Origin of the sequence: Flavobacterium sp. IB48 (genome assembly GCF_016405855.1) — a bacterium.
GTDB classification, from domain to species: Bacteria; Bacteroidota; Bacteroidia; order Flavobacteriales; family Flavobacteriaceae; genus Flavobacterium; species Flavobacterium ginsengisoli.
On the sequence record NZ_JAEFCA010000001.1, the window covers coordinates 660666 to 682326 of the forward strand.

At 33.2% G+C, this 21661-nt stretch carries 22 protein-coding genes; 13 read left to right on the plus strand and 9 right to left on the minus strand.

What is annotated here, in order from left to right; all coding sequences use genetic code 11:
• Window positions 1–17: 17 nt before the first annotated feature.
• Window positions 18–374, minus strand: coding sequence for a hypothetical protein (locus JC605_RS02895; protein ID WP_370569047.1), 357 nt, complete (start codon window positions 372–374; stop codon window positions 18–20).
• A 221-nt stretch (window positions 375–595) separates the two neighbouring features.
• Here JC605_RS02895 and JC605_RS02900 point away from each other — a divergent pair, with 221 nt between their 5' ends.
• Entirely contained in the window at window positions 596–910 is a 315-nt protein-coding gene (locus JC605_RS02900; RefSeq protein WP_111286077.1) for an HPF/RaiA family ribosome-associated protein, read from the plus strand.
• Between the two features lie 77 nt (window positions 911–987).
• On the opposite strand, the gene JC605_RS02905 is transcribed toward JC605_RS02900, so the two are convergent.
• On the minus strand, window positions 988–1644 hold the full coding sequence (locus JC605_RS02905; protein WP_198854790.1) for a hypothetical protein: 657 nt from the start codon (window positions 1642–1644) through the stop codon (window positions 988–990).
• A gap of 288 nt (window positions 1645–1932) precedes the next feature.
• Here JC605_RS02905 and JC605_RS02910 point away from each other — a divergent pair, with 288 nt between their 5' ends.
• From JC605_RS02910 to JC605_RS02930, 5 genes are all read left to right on the plus strand, one after another.
• Window positions 1933–2421, plus strand: coding sequence for a nuclear transport factor 2 family protein (locus JC605_RS02910; protein ID WP_198854791.1), 489 nt, complete (start codon window positions 1933–1935; stop codon window positions 2419–2421).
• Window positions 2422–2684: 263 nt separating this feature from the next.
• The gene (locus tag JC605_RS02915; RefSeq protein WP_198854792.1) at window positions 2685–4067 is read left to right on the plus strand and encodes an ammonium transporter; all 1383 of its coding nucleotides are present in this window, start codon (window positions 2685–2687) and stop codon (window positions 4065–4067) included.
• A gap of 207 nt (window positions 4068–4274) precedes the next feature.
• Entirely contained in the window at window positions 4275–4952 is a 678-nt protein-coding gene (gene trmB / locus JC605_RS02920) for a tRNA (guanosine(46)-N7)-methyltransferase TrmB (protein WP_073408106.1), read from the plus strand.
• A gap of 41 nt (window positions 4953–4993) precedes the next feature.
• Entirely contained in the window at window positions 4994–5632 is a 639-nt protein-coding gene (locus JC605_RS02925; RefSeq protein ID WP_198854793.1) for a LysE family transporter, read from the plus strand.
• 136 nt (window positions 5633–5768) lie between these two features.
• On the plus strand, window positions 5769–6095 hold the full coding sequence (locus JC605_RS02930) for an MGMT family protein (RefSeq protein WP_198854794.1): 327 nt from the start codon (window positions 5769–5771) through the stop codon (window positions 6093–6095).
• A 106-nt stretch (window positions 6096–6201) separates the two neighbouring features.
• Here JC605_RS02930 and JC605_RS02935 read toward each other — a convergent pair whose 3' ends face one another.
• Together JC605_RS02935 and JC605_RS02940 are read right to left on the minus strand one after the other, a co-directional pair.
• Window positions 6202–7527, minus strand: coding sequence for a PAS domain-containing sensor histidine kinase (locus JC605_RS02935; RefSeq protein ID WP_198854795.1), 1326 nt, complete (start codon window positions 7525–7527; stop codon window positions 6202–6204).
• Window positions 7528–7661: 134 nt separating this feature from the next.
• Window positions 7662–9014 carry a sigma-54 dependent transcriptional regulator gene (locus JC605_RS02940; RefSeq protein WP_198854796.1) on the minus strand — a complete coding sequence of 451 codons (1353 nt, stop codon included), beginning with the start codon at window positions 9012–9014 and terminating at the stop codon, window positions 7662–7664.
• 161 nt (window positions 9015–9175) lie between these two features.
• Here JC605_RS02940 and JC605_RS02945 point away from each other — a divergent pair, with 161 nt between their 5' ends.
• The 3 genes from JC605_RS02945 (at window position 9176) to JC605_RS02955 (ending at window position 13823) form a co-directional block, all read left to right on the plus strand.
• Window positions 9176–10426: an efflux RND transporter periplasmic adaptor subunit gene (locus JC605_RS02945; protein WP_198854797.1), complete on the plus strand. Its 1251-nt coding sequence runs from the start codon at window positions 9176–9178 to the stop codon at window positions 10424–10426.
• Window positions 10427–10554: 128 nt separating this feature from the next.
• Complete coding sequence (locus JC605_RS02950) at window positions 10555–11262, plus strand: ABC transporter ATP-binding protein (protein WP_198854798.1); 708 nt, start codon at window positions 10555–10557, stop codon at window positions 11260–11262.
• A gap of 131 nt (window positions 11263–11393) precedes the next feature.
• On the plus strand, window positions 11394–13823 hold the full coding sequence (locus JC605_RS02955; RefSeq protein WP_198854799.1) for an ABC transporter permease: 2430 nt from the start codon (window positions 11394–11396) through the stop codon (window positions 13821–13823).
• 66 nt (window positions 13824–13889) lie between these two features.
• On the opposite strand, the gene JC605_RS02960 is transcribed toward JC605_RS02955, so the two are convergent.
• The gene (locus tag JC605_RS02960) at window positions 13890–15491 is read right to left on the minus strand and encodes a murein L,D-transpeptidase (protein ID WP_198854800.1); all 1602 of its coding nucleotides are present in this window, start codon (window positions 15489–15491) and stop codon (window positions 13890–13892) included.
• A 419-nt stretch (window positions 15492–15910) separates the two neighbouring features.
• Here JC605_RS02960 and JC605_RS02965 point away from each other — a divergent pair, with 419 nt between their 5' ends.
• The 4 genes from JC605_RS02965 to JC605_RS02980 all read left to right on the plus strand — a co-directional run bounded on the left by JC605_RS02965 (window position 15911) and on the right by JC605_RS02980 (window position 18427).
• Window positions 15911–17038, plus strand: a complete 1128-nt coding sequence (locus JC605_RS02965; protein WP_198854801.1) for an Mrp/NBP35 family ATP-binding protein — start codon at window positions 15911–15913, stop codon at window positions 17036–17038.
• Window positions 17039–17121: 83 nt separating this feature from the next.
• Window positions 17122–17361 (plus strand): NifU family protein, encoded by a 240-nt coding sequence (locus JC605_RS02970; RefSeq protein WP_095929732.1) that lies wholly within the window; start codon window positions 17122–17124, stop codon window positions 17359–17361.
• 213 nt (window positions 17362–17574) lie between these two features.
• A complete protein-coding gene (locus JC605_RS02975; protein WP_198854802.1) occupies window positions 17575–18054 on the plus strand; it encodes a hypothetical protein in 480 nt (159 codons plus the stop codon).
• Window positions 18055–18109: 55 nt separating this feature from the next.
• Window positions 18110–18427 carry a 2Fe-2S iron-sulfur cluster-binding protein gene (locus JC605_RS02980; protein ID WP_091490641.1) on the plus strand — a complete coding sequence of 106 codons (318 nt, stop codon included), beginning with the start codon at window positions 18110–18112 and terminating at the stop codon, window positions 18425–18427.
• 41 nt (window positions 18428–18468) lie between these two features.
• On the opposite strand, the gene JC605_RS02985 is transcribed toward JC605_RS02980, so the two are convergent.
• From JC605_RS02985 to JC605_RS03000, 4 genes are all read right to left on the minus strand, one after another.
• Window positions 18469–19152, minus strand: a complete 684-nt coding sequence (locus tag JC605_RS02985) for a DUF6058 family natural product biosynthesis protein (RefSeq protein WP_198854803.1) — start codon at window positions 19150–19152, stop codon at window positions 18469–18471.
• 1 nt (window position 19153) lies between these two features.
• Window positions 19154–19663: an SMI1/KNR4 family protein gene (locus tag JC605_RS02990; RefSeq protein WP_198854804.1), complete on the minus strand. Its 510-nt coding sequence runs from the start codon at window positions 19661–19663 to the stop codon at window positions 19154–19156.
• Between the two features lie 109 nt (window positions 19664–19772).
• Window positions 19773–20762, minus strand: coding sequence for an aspartate-semialdehyde dehydrogenase (locus JC605_RS02995; RefSeq protein WP_198854805.1), 990 nt, complete (start codon window positions 20760–20762; stop codon window positions 19773–19775).
• 186 nt (window positions 20763–20948) lie between these two features.
• Entirely contained in the window at window positions 20949–21656 is a 708-nt protein-coding gene (locus JC605_RS03000) for a hypothetical protein (protein ID WP_198854806.1), read from the minus strand.
• Between the last annotated feature and the right edge of the window lie 5 nt (window positions 21657–21661).

Sequence of the window (21661 nt, forward strand, 5' to 3'; positions counted from 1 at the left end):
TGGCTTTTTCTCATTTCTTACTCAATCACCAAATAAGGATCAAGAATTTCGGCTAATTCATTTAACCAAAAGAAACCATCTTCAATATTTACGGTTTCGGTTTTCATAAATCCATCTTCTCGTATTGCATTTAACGCGATTAGGAAATTGACTTGCCTAATCGTTTTCGCCATACTTTTAGAATCAATTGAATTGTTGAAGAATTCAGTTAACCTTAATTCGGTTTCTTTGGAAAGGGTGTTGGTACTCATAAATTTGAAGTTTAGGGAAAATAAACCCGCACGGGTTAGCTGTCCTACGCCTTCAAATACGCGTTGCAGTTGTTTCCAATACCGCCAGCATGCCGTACGGGCAAAAATTTTTTTTGTGTTCATTATTTGAAGTTTTAGGATCTCCAAATATATGAAAAACAAAAATAAATTGTAAGTTTTTTCCTTATTTAAAAAATAAAATACTTTAAGTATATTTTCTCTAAATCGAAATTACAAAATTGAAAAATAAATCAATTTAAAATTTCATAATATTTCCTTAACCTACTTGTCTTTTATCTTTAAAATCGATAAGTTTGAGAATGAATCATTAAATTTTATTTGTTATGAAAGTACAAATCAACACCGACAAAAACATTGAAGGAAGTGCAAGATTAGAAAGTTATTTTTCTGGAGAAGTAGAAAAAAGCTTAGACCGTTTTCAAGATAAAATTACTCGCGTAGAAATTCATTTTGGAGATGAAAATGGAGAAAAATTCAGCTTGCATGACAAAAAGTGTGTGATTGAAGTTCGTCCTGTAAAACTACAGCCTATTACGGTTACAGAACACGCAGACACTCTAGAAAAAGCCTTTAGCGGTGCATTGGCCAAAGCTAAAAAAACATTGACTTCTACTTTCGAAAAAATAAAAGCACATTAATCTGTGTTCCTTTCTATAAAAAAAAAGACGTTTCAGCTGAAACGTCTTTTTTGTTTTATATTATTCTGAGAATCTTATTATTCTTTCGGTAAAGGAGCTCCAACTGCAACATCGCAACGATGCCCCGGTTTTCCGTGCGGCGGATTCATTCCTTCTGCTACTGTAGCTTCTCCACCATCTGTACTCAACAATGCTGGAACTGCATTTGGCTGAGGGCTTACAGTAAAGTTTTGTGTAACTGTTCCTGTTTGTGCTGTAGTTGACGATGCTGTATTTTTTGCAACAGGCGAATTTAATGGTGATCCTACCGGAATATCACATCTATGCCCTGGCTGTCCATGAGGCGGATTCATTCCTTTTGCTACTTTAACTGGTGTTGTCGTAGTGGTAGTTACAACTTGAGGCTGACTTACTTGTACAGTTTGTCCTGCTTGTGCTGTAACCTGCCCTTGTTGTGGTGGTGCAGAATTTAAAGGTGCTCCAACTGCAATATCGCAGCGGTGCCCCGGCTGTCCGTGAGCAGGATTAATTCCTTTTGTATCACTTAAAACCGTATTTGGGTTTGTTGCAGGAGTTTGTGCTACTGGCGCAGCAGGTTTTGTTGTATCTTTTGCAAGTCCTAATCTTACTAATTCTGAGGTTGCTGTACTTTCTTGCGGTTCTAATTCCTTTTTACAAGAAACAAAAAGTAAAGAAGTAACAGCTATTGAGCTTAGAAGTATTTTTGCCTTCATGACTGGGGTATTTTTATTGAAAATCAAATATAGTGGTTTTTGAGATATTACAACATATAAGTAATGTAAGATAATTTAAGCTTTACTTTAGGATTGCTATTGCAATGACTTTTTTATTTCACGCAGATTTGGCAGATTTAAGCAGATTTTTTTTAGAAATTAATCTGTGTTTATCTGCTCGAATCTTTTAAAATCTGCGTGAAACCAGAATTATAAAAACTTCCATTTCCTTATATCACTTATATGGTTCAAAAAAAATTATACCTTTAAACTCAAATAACATATCTCATGAAGAAAATACTTTTACTCCTTTTATTTGTTGCTTCTTTTGCCAATGCGCAAACAGACAAAATCAAAATCAATCACACATTAGATGCTTGGCATAAAGCAGCTGCCGAAGTAAAATTTGATGCTTATTTTAATGTATTAGCAGACGACGCTATTTACATTGGAACGGATGCAACCGAAAATTGGACCAAAAAAGAATTTGCTGTCTGGGCAAAACCATTTTTTGATAAAGGAACTACATGGAATTTTAAAGCTTTAGAACGTCATATCTTTTTTGATAAATCAGGAAAAATAGCTTGGTTTGATGAATTATTAGATACGCAAATGAAAATCTGTCGCGGTTCTGGAGTTTTAATAAAAGTAGGGAACGAATGGAAAATTCAGCATTATGTGCTGTCAATGACCGTTCCAAATGACGAAGTTGATGCCGTAACCAAAATAAAAGCGCCAATTGAAGACGCTTTGATTGCAAAACTTCAGAAAAAATAAAACATTTTACGGTTTTCTTATTATAAACGTAACTTTTTGAGCACTTTAGAAGCACTGTTCGCCGATTATTTTTAATTAATTCGGCAAAAACAGTGCTTTTTTGTAACTTTAGAATAAGATACTGTCAAAAAAAGAACCTGTATTTTACAAATTTCATCAAAATAAAACCCACACCTCTATTTTAACAGCCTTAAAAACAAGAATCTTTATTTTTTTCTAACTTTGACCCCAAAAAAAATAGGGTTAAACAAAGTATTTTAAAAATGAAAATAGAAAAACGCTGGATTATCTCCTTTATCATGATAAGCGTCGTATGTACGATAGGGGCATTTTGGCCAACAGTTACAGAAAATAATTATGTTTTATCAGAATTTGGAACTACAGATCACATTGTTCCTGCCGATGTTGCCTGGATGCTTACTTCGAGCTGTCTAGTTTTAATTATGACACCAGGATTATCTTTCTTTTATGGCGGAATGGTTGGAAAGAAAAACGTGATTTCGACCATGCTTCAAAGTTTTATCTGTTTGGGTGTCGTTACGCTTTTATGGGTTGTTGTGGCATTTAGCTTGGCATTTGGCGAACCGGTTGGTTTTGGTTCTGGAGATCATTTTTATAGCTTTTTCGGCAATCCGACTACTTTTGCTTTTATGGATTATGTTGGCGTTCTGCCTCATAAACAATTGGCCAGTACGATTCCGTTTATGCTTTTTGCTTTGTTTCAGATGAAATTTGCCATCATTTGTCCTGCAATTATCACAGGTTCGTTTGCAGAACGTGTTCGTTTTATCTCTTATTTAGTTTTCATTAGTTTATTTACCATTTTTATATACGCTCCTTTATGTCATGCCGTTTGGTACCCGACGGGTATTTTAGGAAGTTATTTCGGTGTTAAAGATTTTGCAGGAGGAACTGTAGTACATATGAGTTCAGGCTTTGCTGCTTTGGCTGGAGTTATTGTTTTAGGAAAAAGAAAAAACAGCCAGCATATTCCAACCAATATTCCATTTGTATTATTAGGAACAGGAATGCTTTGGTTTGGCTGGTTCGGATTCAACGCTGGATCTGCTCTTGCTGCCAACGGAACTGCTGCGATGGCTTTTGCAACCACTACAACTTCGTCTGCTGCAGCCATGTTAACTTGGATTTTCTTTGATAGAATGAACGGAAGAAAAGTTTCTGCCCTTGGCGCTTGTATTGGGGCTGTAGTTGGTCTTGTTGCCATTACGCCTGCTGCAGGATTTGTTTCTGTACCAGAAAGTATGTTTTTCGGTTTCATTACAGCGTTGGTTTCTAACACAGCTGTAAATTGTAAATATTCTAAAAAATTCGACGATACGCTTGACGTTTTTGCTTGCCACGGTGTCGGCGGAATCATGGGAATGATCTTGACTGCTATTTTCGCTCACGGCGAAGATGCAAGTTTACTTCACGGCGGATGGAATGTTTTCGGACATCACATGATGGCATTGGTTCTAGTTTCGATCTTTACTTTCTTCGGAGCTTATTTCTTATTTAAAGTAACCAATTTCATTATTCCGCTAAGAGTTTCAGAAGAGTCAGAACACATCGGATTGGATTTATCACAACACGATGAATCTCTTGACCCAAAAGCACAACCCATTACTGAACCACATTACGGTTAAAAAATATTTTTTTTCAGCCACGAATTACACGAATTTTCACTAATTTTTTTTCTGCATTGCAGTTAAATTGATTCGTGCAAATTCGTGTAATTCGTGGCAAAAAACAAAATATACTTCACATGAATTCGTGGCTGAAAACTTTTTAAACCTAATTACGCTATTTTCATTCGTTTATATTCCTTAATTTTGCCGAAAATTTTTGTAAAAGTGGGAAGTAAAAATAAACTAAAAAGATTCAGAGAAAACGAAACATTTCAAAACGTATTTCAGCCAACGAGAGAAGAAGTTGTAGGCGATTTAATGCCTTTAAAAGGAAAATGGAATTCTGATTTCTTTAAAAATGATAATCCATTAGTTTTAGAGTTAGGATGTGGAAAGGGAGAATATTCTGTTGGATTAGCAGAGAAATACCCAAACAAAAATTTTATCGGAATTGACATTAAAGGTGCTCGTTTCTGGCGCGGTGCTAAAACTGCTGTTGAAAACGGACTTCATAATGTTGCTTTTGTTCGTACTCAAATCGAATTGATCAATCATATTTTTGCTGAAGGCGAAGTTGACGAAATCTGGATTACTTTCCCAGATCCACAGATCAAATACAAAAGAACGAAACACAGAATGACTAATTCTGAGTTCTTGAAATTGTACAAAAAAATCTTGAAAAAAGACGGTGTTGTAAACCTTAAAACCGATAGCGAATTCATGCACGGTTATACTCTTGGATTGCTTCACGGTGAAGGTCACGAAGTTTTATACGCAAATCATAACGTATATAAAAACGAAGGAAGCCCAGAAGTTGTGACTTCTATCCAGACTTTTTACGAAAAACAATATTTAGAAATTAATAAGGCAATTACGTATATTCGTTTCAAAATTAAAGACTAACTTTAATTTTGAAACCTTTATCTAACCGATTTAATAACTAAATGATCTACCTTACTCCCCTAATTTCAGGTTTTATTGCCGCTGCCATTGGAACTATTCCGCCTGGATTGCTCAATATGACGGCTGCCAAAATAAAAATGAAAGAAGGGAAAAAGAATGCTCTATCATTTGTAATTGGCGCGGTTCTAATTATTTTTTTTCAGGCTTACATTGCGGTATTGTTTGCTCGTGTGATAGACAATCGCCCAGATGTTGTAACCTTATTGCGTGAAGTTGGTTTTGTTATTTTTTCAATCTTAACTATTTACTTTTTATTTTTTGCGAAAGATCCAATAGCAAAGAAAAAAACCAAAATAAAGAAGAGTAGTAAAAAAAGTAGTTTCTTTCTCGGAATGCTGCTTTCTGGATTAAACTTCTTTCCGATTCCGTATTATGTTGTCGTAAGTGTTACATTGGCTTCATACAATCTTTTTACATTTCAAAACCCAATTATACTAACATTCGTATTAGGTTCTGTTCTTGGCGCTTTTGGAATTTTATACAGTTATATCGCTTTTTTCGGAAGAATAGAAAAGAAAACCGATTATTTCATGCGTAACATGAATACCATTATCGGAACCATTACTGGATTAGTCGCTGTTGCAACACTTTTTAATATCCTAAATTACTACTTCGGATAATTTTGTAGCCACAGGTTAAAAGGATTAAAATGATTTTTTTTACTTTGTGGTAAATAATTTTTCACGCAGATTTTTACGATTTTTTGCAAATAATCAATTTAATCCTTTTAATCTGTGGCAAAAAAAAGACAAAACCATGGCAGAAGATAATTTTTTTGAAAGAGTTTATGTAATCGCCAGACAAATTCCGTTTGGAAAAGTTACTTCTTATGGCGCTATTGCAAAAGCATTGGGCACAGCACGTTCTGCACGAATGGTCGGTTGGGCAATGAACGCTTGCCATAATATGGATGATGTTCCTGCACATAGAGTCGTAAACCAAAAAGGGCTACTAACAGGAAAACATCACTTTGACGGAACTAATTTAATGCAGCAACTTTTAGAAAACGAAGGCATTAAAGTAGTCAACAATCAGATTGTAGATTTTGAGAAACATTTCTGGAAACCAGAAGTTGAAATTTAAAAACAATCATATCTCATCTGTCAGGCTGAGCGGAGTCGAAGCCCAATCAAGTAATAAGCCCTTCGACTTCGCTCAGGGTGACAAAGGTAGTTTCACCTCATTATTTTTAAATCAAGCAAATCACAAAACTCGTTTTATCTTCGTCCGTTTGATAACTTAAATAACCTCCATGAGCTTCTATAATGTTTTTAGAAAGCGTCAAACCAATTCCCGCTCCATCTTTTCTAGTGGTGAAAAATGGCAAGAAAACTTTATCTCTAATTTCTGCGTCTACTCCTTTTCCGTTGTCTGAAATCACAATGAAAAAGCGATTATTTTCAGTATAACTGGAAATTATCAATTTCTTTTCTGTTTTTTCTTTTAATGCATGAATACTATTGGTAATCAAATTGATAATTACCTGCTCCATCTGATTTTTATCAATCATAATAGAACGGGAACTGTGTATTTCATTCACCAATTCTATTCCTTCTTCTTTCAAAATCGGACTCATAATACGCAGACAATCTTCAAACAGAGCATTAATTGGCGTCATTTGCTTGTTTGGCGTTGGCAGCATTGCCAGTTTACGGTAATTCTCTACAAAAAACTGTAAATGATCGCTCCTATTTATGATGGTCGAAATACTGCTTTTGATGTCTTCAAAATCATCTTCTTCCAATTCCTCCTGATCTACAATATGAAGCAAATTCTGCGAAAGCGCACGAATAGGCGTTAAAGAATTCATTAATTCATGCGAAATAATCTTCATTAAATTAATCCACGCTTCTTTTTCTTTTTTCTCAATCACACGTTGAATACTGTCTAGCAAAATGATAAAATACTCTTTATCGTAGGTTTGCGTATATGAAGTCTGCAACATAAATGTCTGCAAATCCTGATCTTCAATTTTGATTGAAATGGCGGTTTTTAATTCGGTAAAACCAACCTTTTCAATTTCGCCACACAAACTCGGAAGATAGTTTTTCAGGTATTTCCAATGACTCACTTTTGGCACTTTAAAAAGCTTCGAAAAACAGTCATTCATTATAAAAATGGACCAATCCTTATTTTCTTTTTCTAAGATTAAAGCGGCGGTATCGATACTGTTCAAAATCGAACGGTAGATTAATTCTTTGGAAATCTGCTCTTGTTTCTGAACCTTTAAAGTATCATATAAAAGATACAGACTATTGAAGTTGTCTTTTTTATGTTCTTCTGGAAAATGAGCAGAAAAGTCGTTATGCAGAATAGAGTTTATCGTTTTGTCATAAAATAGCAATTGGTTTTTGACAAAAAAATACATTTCGAATAGGAAAATCAAAACAAAAACACCAACCAATAAAGCATTGTATTGAAATCCTTTATAGAATAATAATGCACTGGCAAGGAAGAGCACCATGACAAATAGAACTCTAACAAACAACGCATTATAAAATTTCCAGTTCTTCATTTATTATTTTTTTTTCTAGCCACAGATTAAAAAGATTAAAGGGATTTTTTATCTGCTGAATTTGTAAAATCTGCGTGAAACTAAAATTTAAGACAAAGTAAAAATCTTGACTCTTAACTCTTGCTTCTTTCTCTTTAATTCTTCAAATCGTATTTCTCTATTCTTCTGTACAACGCAGCGCGCGACAAACCTAATTCTTCGGCAGTTTTACTGATGTTTCCGTTGTGTTTAAAAAGTGCTTTTTCGATTGCGCCTTTCTCCATTTCTGATAACGGATTTTCATCATTTTCCTGAATCTCTTCAAAGTCCAAAATATCCAAATCCATTACCGAAATGGTATTGTTTTCAGCTAAAATCAAAGCGCGTTCTATTTTGTTTTCCATTTCACGCACATTTCCTTTCCACGGATATTTTTCCAGATAAGATGCAACATTATCTTCAAAACACCAATTTTCCTGATTGTATTTTTCTGCAATCTGTTCTAGAATGAAATTTGCCATTGGCACAATATCGTCTTTTCTTTCGCGTAAAGACGGAAGATTGATTTCCATGGTATTAATTCGGTACAGCAAATCTTCACGGAAGGTTTTATTTTTTACCTCAACTTTTATATCGCTGTTGGTTGCTGCAATAACACGAACATTCAACGGTCGTGGTTTGCTTTCTCCTAAACGTGTTACGGTTTTAGTCTGTAAAACATGTAATAATTTAGCTTGAAGATGAAGCGGGATATTCCCAATTTCATCTAAAAAAATTGTTCCGTTCGATGCATTTTCGAAACGTCCTGGAGTATCAATTTTAGCATCGGTAAAAGCACCTTTGGCGTAACCAAAAAGTTCGCTTTCAAACAGATTGTCGCTTAGTGAACCTAAATCTACATGTACAAAAGGCTGATTTTTTCTTTCTGAATGCTGATGAATATATTCGGCAAAAACATATTTTCCTGTTCCGTTTTCACCCAAAATCAAAACATTGGCATCTGTTCTGGCTACTTTTTCGGCAATTGAATACGCTTGTTTTATTTTAGCCGAAGTACCGACAAAATATTTCTTTTCGGTCTTCTCTGCTTTTTCTGTAGTTGTTTTTTTGCTATTTTTTCTGCTTTCTGTAACTGCTTTATCAATAACTTCTAGCAATTTTTCGTTATTCCACGGCTTTAGCACATAATCAAAAGCTCCAATTTTAATACCTTCTACAGCAGTTTCAATTTTACCAAAAGCGGTCATTAAAATAACGACTGTCTGCGGAGAAAGCGTTTTAATTTCTTTTAGCCAATGAATGCCTTCTCGCCCGTCTTCAAACCCAATTCGGTAATTCATATCTAGCAAAACCACATTTATGTCATTTTCGCTTAAGATTGAAATGATTTTTTTGGGGCTATTAGTTGTAAAAATCGTCTCGAAATGTTTTTTAAGAATCATTTTTGCAGAAAAAAGAATTTCTTCCTGATCGTCGACAACTAATATTTGGGCTAGTTTTTTTCTCATTTGGTCTTTTTTCTGTCCGCTTCCGAACGGTCAACTGTTCATTATCGGACACTGCTTTTTTGAAGTGTTTTCTAAAGCTCCTTTAAATTCAACACTTTACAAATAATAAATTTTATGGCACAGTATTTACCTATTGATTATCAGTAAAATAATTTAAAAAAATGGACACGATAATTCCTCGTAAAAGTAAAAAATTTAGATATCTCGCAATAGCAATTGCTGTTTTTTTAGTTTTGCTAACCATTAGTGTTTTCGCATTTAATACCAAAAGAACTTTAAATGTAAAAGCCGACGAATTGGTAATTCAAAAAGCAGAAAAAGCCTTTTTCGAAGATTTTGTAGTTTTTCAAGCAAAAGTAGAACCTTTGAATGTTATGCTTGTGAATGTTACCGAGGGAGGTTCTGTAAAAGAAATCTTTGTAGAAAATGGCGCAATGGTTACCAAAGGACAATCGCTGGCTCGTTTGTACAATCCGAACACAGAATTAAATTATCTTACTCAAGAAACTGCTATTATTGAGCAAATCAACAATTTGAATACAGGAAAATTAAACATTAGAAATCAAGAACTAAACTTAAACAAAGATTTAGTTTTGATTGAACATGATTATAACGATGCGAAAAGATTATATGACATGAATGCAAAGCTGTATGAGAAAGATGTAATTTCTAAAAATGACTGGAATACTTTTAAAGAAAGCCTTCGTTTTCAGGAAGAACGCAAAAGAACAATTCAACAGAGTATTCAAAAAGAAAAACAAAGCAATCAGGTTCAGATTTCTCAAATAAACCGTTCGATCCAGACTATGGAGAAAAGTTTAGATATTCTTAGAAACAACAAAAAGAACTTCTTAATTACAGCTCCAGAAACAGGACGATTAACTTCTTTTGAACCGGTTTTAGGAAAAACTTTTCAAGCAGGCGCAAGCATTGGAAGAATTGATTCTAACAAAGGATATAAACTTATTGCCGAAGTAGACGAGTTTTATCTGGAAAAACTTAGAGAAGGCTTAAAAGGACAGGTAGAATTTAAAGGAAAAAATCTTGAAGTTATCGTGACCAAAGTAATTCCAGAGGTTAAGGGCGGACGTTTTACTGTAGAACTTGCTTTTGTAAGCAAAGAAAATATTGTCCTGCAGGACGGACTTAGTTTTGGCGTAAAACTGATTTTGTCTGAAAAGAATAGAACTTTGGTAATTCCGAGAGGAGCGTTTAACCAAGAAGCTGCAGGAAAATGGATTTTTGTTATAAACGGAAACAAAGCGGTAAGAAGAAATATCAAATTAGGACGCGAAAATCCTTCATATTATGAAGTCTTAGAAGGTTTAAAAGAAGGCGAATCTGTAGTTACTTCTTCTTACACCGATTATAAAGATATCGAAGAGCTTTCTCTTGAGTCGCAGTCGCAGTAGAGAGTCGCGGTTTTTCAGTCACAGTTCACAATTTACAATTTACAATTCACAATTTACAATTCACAATTATAAAAAATCAATCATCAATCAAAAAACGTATTTAATAACATTTCAAAACCTTAAAAATTATGATCACAATTCAGAATTTAACCAAAGTTTTTAGAACAGAAGAAATAGAAACTGCTGCTTTAAGCGGTATCAACGTAGAAATAAAAAAAGGAGATTTTTTAACTATCATGGGGCCTTCGGGCTGTGGAAAATCGACTTTATTAAATATAATCGGGCTTTTGGACAGTGCAGATGGTGGAAGCTACAAATTATTAGATCAGGAAATGATTGGTCTAAAAGAAAAAGGAAGATCGCAAGTGCGCAAAGAAAACATTGGTTTTATTTTTCAAAACTTCAACTTAATCGATGAGCTTTCTGTTTACGATAATATCGAATTGCCATTGCTTTACAACAATGTAAAAGCTTCTGAAAGAAAACAGAAAATTGAAGCTATTGCTGAAAAACTAAATATTTCTCATCGTTTGAAACATTTTCCGCAACAGCTTTCTGGAGGACAGCAACAAAGGGTTGCGGTTGCAAGAGCTTTGGTAAATGACCCTAAAATTATTTTGGCGGATGAGCCAACAGGAAACTTAGACAGTAAAAACGGTAATGAAGTAATGGAACTTTTAACCGATTTACATGCTAAAGGCGCTACTATTTTGATGGTTACCCACTCTGATTATGATGCTTCTTTTTCGCAAAGAACTATTCACATGAAAGACGGAGTTATATTTTCTGAAAAGTTAAATCAACGTAATGTTGATGTTTTTATGGACGCTAAATAATAAAGTGATGATTAAAATTATTGTTACTGCACTGGTAGTTCTGGTAGAACTGGTGTGCAAAATATTTACTATGATTTAAAACCGAAAGGTTTACCAAAACAACCATATCAACTATAAAAATATACCTCAAAATGATTTTTAACTGGTTTAAAATATTTATATATCATTTAAAACAAAGCAAACTGTTTTCGTTTTTAAATGTTCTGGGATTAAGTATCGGAATTGCTTCTGTTATTTTTGCAATTTTATATTGGAACAATGAAAATGCATACGATCAATGGAATCCTGAAAAAGAGAACGCTTATCTTGTTCTAAACAAAATTGGCTCGGGAGATATTTGGGCGACTAGTTCGATTCCGTTTGGAGAAACCTGTAAAGCTACAATTCCAGAAATTGACAAAGTTTGTTTTCTATACAATTGGTACGAAGATGGCGTTGTTAAATTTCAAAATCTAAAAATATTAGATAAAAAAGTTATTCGTACAGACGAAAACTTTTTTGATTTTTTTCCTTTTGAAATTATAAAAGGAAGCAAAGAGAATATTTTAAAAGAAAAAAATAGCGCTGCTGTATCTGAAGATCAGGCAAAATTGCTTTTCAAAAACGATGATCCAATTGGCAAATCAATTACGTATGGAAATGGCGATTACATCGTAAAAGCGGTTTATCGTGTGACTAAACCTTCTTCGATCGAACCAAATTATATTTTTAACGGGGTTAAACGTGACGGTGATAAAGATCAATGGGGAAATTTTAATTATGCTTTAATGGTCAAAGCTAAAAAAGGAACCAATCCTTCTGCTCTTATAAAGAAAATGCAAAATGTAATTTTTATCAACAGAACAGTAAAAGATGCAAAAGCCAGCGGACAGACTGTAGAACAATATCTAAAAGAAAACGGACAGGTCGAAGTGATGCTTGATCAATTGAAAACCTCTCGTTTGTATGGCACAAAAAGTTCAGGAGGACAAAATTTTCCCGAAGGACAAGGCAATTTAAAATTGCTTTATATTATGGGCGGTTTATCTGTTCTAATATTATTTTTATCGATGGTAAACTATATCAATCTAGCAACTGCATCGGCCATTAAACGCGCCAAAGAAGTTGGTGTTCGCAAGATTGTTGGCGCAACCAAAAAACAGATTGTTGCTCAGTTTATTTTTGAAACTTCCATAATAGTAATGCTTGCTATTGTTTTTGCACTTGCTATTGTTGAGCTTTCATTACCTTATTATAATACTTTCTTGAGAAAGACTTTGACTATGAATGGCGGCGAATTTTACCTGCAGCTTATTTTTATATTTGGATTAGTAATTGTTCTTGCGGGTATTTTCCCTGCTGTTTATATCTCAAATTTTGAAACATTAAAGGTTTTAAAAGGTAATTTCTCAAGAAGTAAAAGTGGCATCTGGATTCGAAACTCAATGCTTATTTTTCAGTTCGGAATTGCAGCTTTCTTTATCATTGGAGCATTGATTGTTAATTCGCAGGTTGATTACATGATGAATAAAGATCTAGGCTTCAACGGTGACCAAGTACTTTCTATTACGTACAATACAAAAGAGCGGTTAAGCAGAACAGATAAATATTTAGCACAGAAACAAGAAATTAAAAAAATCCCAGGAGTTGTAGATGTTACTACATTTGCCGGCACTTTTGGAGGTAATGCTGGATCAAGTTCAGGATTTAAGCATAATGGAATTTTTGTACAGCCCAAAAACATCGAAATGGATTTTGGATTTCTTGAAATGATGAAAATCAAAATCGCCGAAGGACGCGATTTATCTCCTCAATTTGCATCAGACACGGTAAGTGGCATGCTTATAAACGAAACTCTTGCTAAAGAACTAAATCTTAAGAATCCAGTAAACACTATGATAACATCGGGCTGGAGTATTGGCAGCGATGATAACTTAAAGTTTAGAGTTGTTGGAGTTGTAAAAGACTTTAATTTAATCGATTTGCAGAATAAGGTTCCGCCAATGGTTTTTATTAGTTTAAAAACGTTAAAATGGAATAATTTCAATAGAGTGCTTGTAAAGGTTTCTCCAAATAATTTAACAGAAACGTTAGAAAAATTGAAATTATATTGGGAGAAAAACGTAAACCCAGACTATCCATTTGATTACGAATTTGTTAACAAAGGATTTTCGAAAACTTATGAAGAGCAAGTCAAGCAAAAAAACCTCTTTTTCATCCTAAATTTGGTCGTAATCGTAATTGCTATATTTGGATTGTTTGCTTTGGCATCATTTTCGATGGAGAGAAGATTGAAAGAAATCGCCATTCGAAAAACATTAGGAGCTGAAACAGATATTCTCCTAAAAGAATTGTCGAAACAATATATTGTTTACTGTTTTATAGGATTTGTAATCGGGATTGTTCCTGCTTATATATTATTACAGAAATGGCTGGAAGATTTCGCTTTTAGAATTGGAATATCGACTATTCCTTTCATAATTGCCTTGATTTCTCTTTTGTTCTTAACCTTATTTATTGTTTTAACAAAAGCATTTCAGGTAACCAAGATCGATATATTAAAGTATTTAAAATACGAATAAGCTTGTAGACCATTTTTTTTAAAGAAGCCCGACAGATTTTTTTTTAAATCCGCCGGGCTTCTATTTTTAATCTTTCATCGTTACAGCATCGTTATAGATCAGTTTGTCTAGACTTTGGTCTCGATCGTATACATCTGGGAAAAAATTGACTTCTCCGTTATCCTGAACCCAACACGTAAAATATCCTATGTAAACCGGAATTTTGCGTTTAAGCATACAAGTTGTTTCTTTTTCTCCGCTCATAGCACTTTCAATTTTATCTACCGGCCAGTCTGGATCGTCTTTTAAAATATGCAATGCAAGCTGTTTGGCTTCTTTCACATTTATACAACCGTGACTGAAAGTACGTTTTTCAAATTCGAACAAACTTTTTGCAGGCGTGTCGTGCATGTAAATATCGTTCGGATTTGGAAACATAAATTTTACTAATCCTAGAGAATTCTTTGGTCCTGGTTTTTGTCGCACTTTCCCTCCATTCCATTCCATATTATGTTCTGCCAGATAGTTTTTATCACTTGCCATCTGGAGTTTTAATTCATTTTGAATAATACTCGTTGGCACATACCAATAAGGACTAAAAACAATCCGATCCATATTACCGCTAAAAATTACAGTCTCACTAAGCCTGTTACCAACAAAAATATCCGAAACAAGATCGTATTTTCCGTCCTTAACATAGAATAATCTGAATGACGGGATATTTACCATGACATATTCTTCAGCTTTTGCCAATTTGGTCGGAATCCATCTGCATCTTTCCATATTCAACATAATGGTCCTGATTCTTTTACTAATCGGCTCATTCATCTGATTGATAATATCTCTTGTTAGGGCATAATTTATTTTTAGATTATATCTTTTTTTATAATTTAAAACTCCCGCCATCAATTCTTCATCATAAATATCACTTCCAGAATCTTGTTTTAAATCTCCAACTACAAATAAGCGATTTCTAATTTGTTTTATAGCAATAGCTGTATCGTCTGGTCTTAAGTCTTTAAAATTGAGACTATCAATTGTAATTTTCTTCCAAAGATTATCGGTTTCTATTTTACGGTATTTTTTAAGTGCATCTTTCAATTTGTAATATTGGCTGAATAACAGATTATCATCTTCATTCAATCGATCTGAATCTACCATTAATGAATCTAGAATGTGAGTATACGAAATAGATTTTGCAGGCAAGTACCATCCTATTTTTTTCAAAGTCGCAGGATCTACCCCAGAATATACATTACTTGCATAAAATACATACATGCTTGTAAGCAGTAATTCGGTATCAAGCTGTGGTGGTTTGTTTGAAGAACTTTCATTAAAAGCCTCATCAATTTGCTCTTTGTAAGGCATTTTCTCTTCAATACCTTGATCTTTAAGAACATTTACTTTCTGGTACAATAAGGATCCAAATTCGGTTATACTTTTATCATCATACCAAATAGATTTATAGTCTTTGGCTTTGTAAATACCCTCGACATCTTTCTGATATTTTTTAAGCTTAGGATATTTTTTAAAAAAAGCATTGATTGAAGCGGCATCGAGAGTAATGACCGAAACAGCTTTTCGATTTGTTAAATCAGTATTGTTTTTGGCACTGTTGGATAATGAATTGAATGAAAATGCAAAAAAACCGACTGTAACAATAATTAAAGAAAAAGTAAAATTTCGCATATTTTTAAAGTTTTAAATTAGTGGAAATAACTTTAAAAAAAATACCGAAAACCCAATAAACACTCTAAAAAAACCTTAGTTTTCACATATTTTTTTCATCTCTGGCAATCATCGATTTGGGCTATCAAATATAACGAAGTTTTGTGAGAAATTTTATTTAATTGAAAGAAAACTTACATAAAAAATATTCATTTAAATAGAAAAACTTTTCTCAAAGCATCAGAACACTAATCATTCTTAATTATGATTTTCAATAAAAAATACTTTTGAATAATTTTGAATAATCTCAATATCAATAATTACAATTCAAAAACGCTTAATTTCCGAACTTAATCTGTTATCTTTGCACCCTGAAATCAGTTTAAATAAATATAATCTTATAAGACTGTTTTTAGAGAATAAAAAAATAGCCCATTACAATGAAACTAGATAGAAAAGAAATTCTAAAAGCTTTAGAGACAATCACTATTGCTGGAGAAGGAAAAAATATGGTTGAAAGCGGTGCCGTAACCAATGTTATAACATTTGGAGATGAAGCTGTTGTAGACCTTGTATTGCATACACCTGCTATGCACATCAAAAAAAGAGCAGAAGATGATATTAAAAAAACAATTCATGATTTAATATCTCCTGATGCTAAAGTAAAAGTAAACATTAAAGTAGAAACTCCAGAGAAACCTGAAATTAAAGGTCGTGCAATTCCTGGAATTAAAAATATTATCGCTGTTGCTTCTGGTAAAGGAGGAGTAGGAAAATCTACTGTGACTGCAAACTTAGCTGTTACACTTGCAAAAATGGGCTTTAAAGTTGGTGTTTTAGATGCTGATATTTACGGACCTTCTATGCCAATTATGTTTGACGTTGAGAACGAGAAACCTGTTTCTGTAACCGTTGACGGAAAATCAAAAATGAAGCCTATTGAGAGCTATGAAATCAAAATGCTTTCAATCGGATTTTTTACAGCACCAAGTCAAGCTGTAATCTGGAGAGGACCAATGGCCGCAAAAGCATTAAACCAAATGATTTTTGATGCAGATTGGGGAGAATTAGATTTCATGCTTCTTGACTTACCTCCTGGAACTGGAGACATTCACCTTTCTATCATGCAATCGCTTCCAATTACCGGAGCTGTTGTAGTAAGTACTCCACAAGCGGTGGCACTTGCAGATGCCAAAAAAGGTGTGGCAATGTTCATGCAAGACAATATCAATGTTCCTGTTTTGGGAATTATTGAAAATATGGCGTACTTTACACCAGAAGAATTGCCAGAAAACAAATACTATATCTTTGGACAAGAAGGTGCTAAAAACCTTGCTGAAGATTTAGACGTACCATTTTTAGGAGAAGTTCCAATTGTACAATCTATTCGTGAAGCAGGCGATTATGGTCGTCCAGCTGCATTGCAAACTGCCTCTCCAATAGAAAAAGTTTTTGAAGCAATTACGAGAAATGTTGTACAAGAAACAGTAAACAGAAACGAAAGTTTGCCTGCAACAGAAGCGATCAAGATTACAACGATGGCAGGATGTTCGGCAGTTAAAAAATAATTAGATAATTGAGATAATGAGATAAATTAGATAATTTTAAAGAATTTCTAATTGGAACATTTTCTAATTGACACATTAATATTATGACAACAGAAGAATTAACAAGTAATGTTTTATTGGCCTTAGATGAGATAAGACCATTCTTAAAATCTGACGGTGGAGATATTTCATTAATTTCTATTGAAGACGACAAACATGTAAAAGTTCGTTTGGAAGGAGCTTGCATCAGCTGTAGTGTTAATCAAATGACGCTAAAAGCAGGTGTTGAAACAACTATCAAAAAATATGCTCCGCAAATTGAAACTGTGGTAAATGTAATGTAACAAAATAGTGTCTTTTCTCAGAATCAAAACCTTCACAGTTTAACAGGAATAATAGGTGTTTTATTGTTTGATTAATAAAATGGCAAAAAAGCACCAAAAAAAAGGCGTTTTTTATTATATTCATAAAAAACAATATAAAGATTTAAGAGTTTCCGTTAAGGAATTGTTACAATTTTAACTTAAATTTGTCACAAAACCCTTAAATCTAAAACTATGAAAAACTATTACGCTCTTTTTTTATTATTGTTTTTTGTTTCTGTAGATTATGCCCAAAGTAAGAATGTTGTGGTTGACAAGGCTTGGGTAAGTGAATCAGAAGAATGGTCTGATTTTCAATATTCGGGTAAGATTGTATTTTCAATCAACCCAAATGAAGAACCAGGATCACTACGAATTGGAAACTACGATTTCTTATATGATTTTGTAGAAGGAAAAGCAAAATTTACAATAAAATCGACCTACAGTTCTGCTGAATTCTCTCATCCGAGAAAACTTTCGGCTTCGACTGATAAACAAGGAGTTTTAAACACAACTTACGAAGGAACATTGGTTTTCCAGTCTGACAGAGATTATTATTCTGTAATTGCAGTGATTACCATTCTTGAAAAAAATGACAACGTTCTTGGTGTAAAAATGCGCTTAAAGGACAATAACAGAAAAGAATACGCATTTAGTACTAAACCTACTAGCTAATATAAATTAGGATTTTTTCACGTTATCAAATCCTGCCAAAATTCCAATAATTAAAATGGATGTATTAATTAAAATTAAAGATCGAGAAGGAGTTATACACGAATTACAGGCTCCGACTGATATGGCAATGAATATAATGGAGTTATGCAAAGCATACGAACTTCCTGTTGAAGGAACCTGTGGCGGAATGGCCATGTGCGCTTCTTGCCAATGTTATGTTCTAAATGATGTTGCATTACCAGAAATGGGTGACGATGAAGAAGCCATGCTTTCGGAAGCATTTTACGTTAAATCTAATAGCCGTTTAGGCTGTCAGATCCCAATTACTGAAGATTTAGAAGGATTGGAGTTAGAATTGGCACCAGAATACTAAAAATAAAAAAAGCGAGAATTTAATGATTCTCGCTTTTTTTATTAATCATATTTTTTGATTAAATCATCTAAAGAAAACTCTCTAAGCAGTTTATCCAAATATTTGCCTCTACTGCTCAACTCTCGTTGGTAAGGAGCAAATAAACTGGTAGATTCATTCAGTTCGTCATTTAGTTCTTTCAGATAATTTTCTTCTTCTACTGTCTGCGATGACGACTTCTTAGCGATAAAATCCAAAATTCGTTTGATAGCGATTTCTTTATCGATAATAGCATTTTCGTCATTATTCAAAGTACAGATTCCGTAAACCCCTTTACAGTAATAATTCCATTCTTCCTCTAACGCATTTTCTGCTTTTTCAGGATCTATTTCTCCATTTTCATCAAAAACGTTTCCATAGGCAAATCCTTTATTATGATGATTTTTTAAATGCAGAAGCAAGTTCTCTTTAAATTCCTTTTTTAATTCTCCATAAGATTCTTTATTGTTCTTCTTAATCAGATTCACAATGTTTTTAGCAAAGTATCTCTTAGATATTGTCAATGTATGCTGATCATTTAAAGGCGAACTAATCGTTATTTCTGAATTAATTACATAAGACGGTGACGGAATTAACTTTTCTTCAATAAGCTTGTTTAATTCATCATCAGATAATCCTGTAAGTCTTTTGACTTCTTCAAACTCCAGATAATTATCTACGATATAAGCAAGATTTTCATCTCTCATTTTAATTACTTTTTAAAAATTCTGATGGATTAAAAGGTTCAAATTCACGTTCAGAAAAAGCTTCCGTTAAAATTCCAGACGAACACAACCAGGTAACTGTTTCTTCCAACGTATTTCCAGCTTTATAAATCATTTCGCTGTATCGTGGCAGAATGTAATATTGACTATTTAAAAGAATGATATCGTCTCCATCAAAAGTGTCTCCAATTCTAATCGATTTCAATACTTCTTCTTTCGTTAATACCTCTTTTCCTTCATCCCAAAACCAATATTCAGTAATACGGTTTTTCCATTCCTCTAGAGTCAAAACAATCGTTTCAGGAAGATAAACTCTTACATAAGTACCGCCTAAAATTCCACTTCCGTAATTTTGAACATATTCTTTGTAATCTTCGTCAAAAGTTATGTTTAATGTTTTTTCGCACGCCAATATATCTTCTTCATCGGCTGTAAAAAGATCTGTTTTATTGGTATTGTAATTGGGGATTATTTTGTAGTTCTCGAAATTCATAGCGTTTCAATTTTAACCGCTAAGTTAAAACTATTTCTCACAAAAAAACCGTAATTACATTACTGCAATTACGGTTTTCTCTTTATAACAATTTTATTTAATCTCTCAATTATACCAAACCAGCTTTAATTAAATATTCAGCGATTTGAATTGTGTTTGTTGCAGCTCCTTTTCTTAAGTTGTCAGCAACAATCCACATGTTTAATGTATTTGGCTGGCTTTCGTCACGACGAATTCTTCCAACAAAAACATCATTTTTACCTTCTGCATATAATGGCATTGGGTAAGTAAAGGTATCTAAATTATCTTGAACCACTACTCCATCAGTGTTGTGTAAGATTTCACGAACTTCATTTACCTCAAAATCATTTGTAAACTCAACATTTACTGCTTCACTGTGTCCGCCTACAACTGGCACACGAACTGCAGTAGCTGTAACTCTGATTGTGTTGTCAGAAAGGATTTTTTGAGTTTCACGAACTAACTTCATTTCTTCTTTAGTATATCCGTTTTCTTCAAAACTGTCACAATGTGGAATTGCATTTCTGTGAATAGGATATTTGTAAGCCATATCGCCTTGAATTCCAGCGTACTCATTTTCTAATTGTTTAACCGCTTTTACACCAGTTCCTGTGATAGATTGGTAAGTAGAAACAATGATTCTTTTGATGTTGTATTTTTTGTGCAAAGGAGCCAAAGCTAATACCATTTGAATAGTAGAACAGTTTGGGTTTGCAATAATTTTATCTTCTTTAGTTAAAACATCAGCATTGATTTCTGGAACTACTAATTTTTTTGTTGGATCCATTCTCCATGCAGAAGAGTTGTCGATTACAGTTGTTCCAGCAGCAGCAAATTTTGGAGCCCACTCTAATGAAGTATCACCTCCAGCAGAGAAAATAGCGATATCAGCTTTCATATCAACAGCTGTTTGTAATCCTACTACTTTATATTTGGTTCCTTTATATTCAACTTCTTTTCCTACTGATCTTTCTGATGCAACAGGGATTAATTCTGTAACAGGAAAGTTTCTTTCTGCTAATACTTTAAGCATTACTTCGCCTACCATTCCAGTAGCGCCTACAACTGCAATTCTCATTTTTATATTTTTAAATAATCAATTAATCTAATTTTGTAACGCAAAAGTAAGTATAATAAAAGTCTCCACAAGGTGATTCACAAAAAATAACAAAATGTTACAAATTAAACAAAACGTTTTATTTAATTAGAAGCTCTTTCTCAATTAAAAAAAAACGAAACAAATTAAATAATCCATAAAAAACTATTAAGAATAGAGAATTATAATTCCATCCTTAGTATTTTCAATCTTTCTATTTAATTCTACAGCATTAAATAATATAGACTCACTATTATTCACCAACTTTTCATCTTCCATTGCAGAATCAAAATGACTTTCTATAACGCTATACAATAATTCGTTTTTTTCAAGATTTTCAATAGTAGCAATTAGTTCATTTTTTTCATCAAGATTATCACATTCATTAAGTTGTATTTTACTATGAAGGAGTATAATATAATCGAGTTCTTGAATAAACTCCTCTCTTTTAAGGTTCATTCTATCTCTTTCATCATAATTCCAACTTGAATAATCTACTGATTCAGAATCACCAAGACTCAAAAGAAAAAGGCTTGCACAACCATGTGAAATATCATGTATTAATTCGAAACCAAATTCACGCATTTTTCTTATAAATATCTCGTTTTCTGGATTATAACTGTACCCAACAGATACTTCATAAATATAATTTTTAATATCACTTAATTCATGTCTATTCAATAATAATGTATCCTCCTTAACTTTCTGAATTATAATACTTGCATCAGTTGAAGAATATGTATTCCCTTCCTTAATGTTTTTCTCAATCAAGTAGTTTCTAAAAAAAGCATACTTATCTTCTTCTTTTTCTAGCTCAATAAACTTAGCTCTTAAAATATCTCTTTTCAAAAGATAAAAATCTACACTACAACCCATATTTT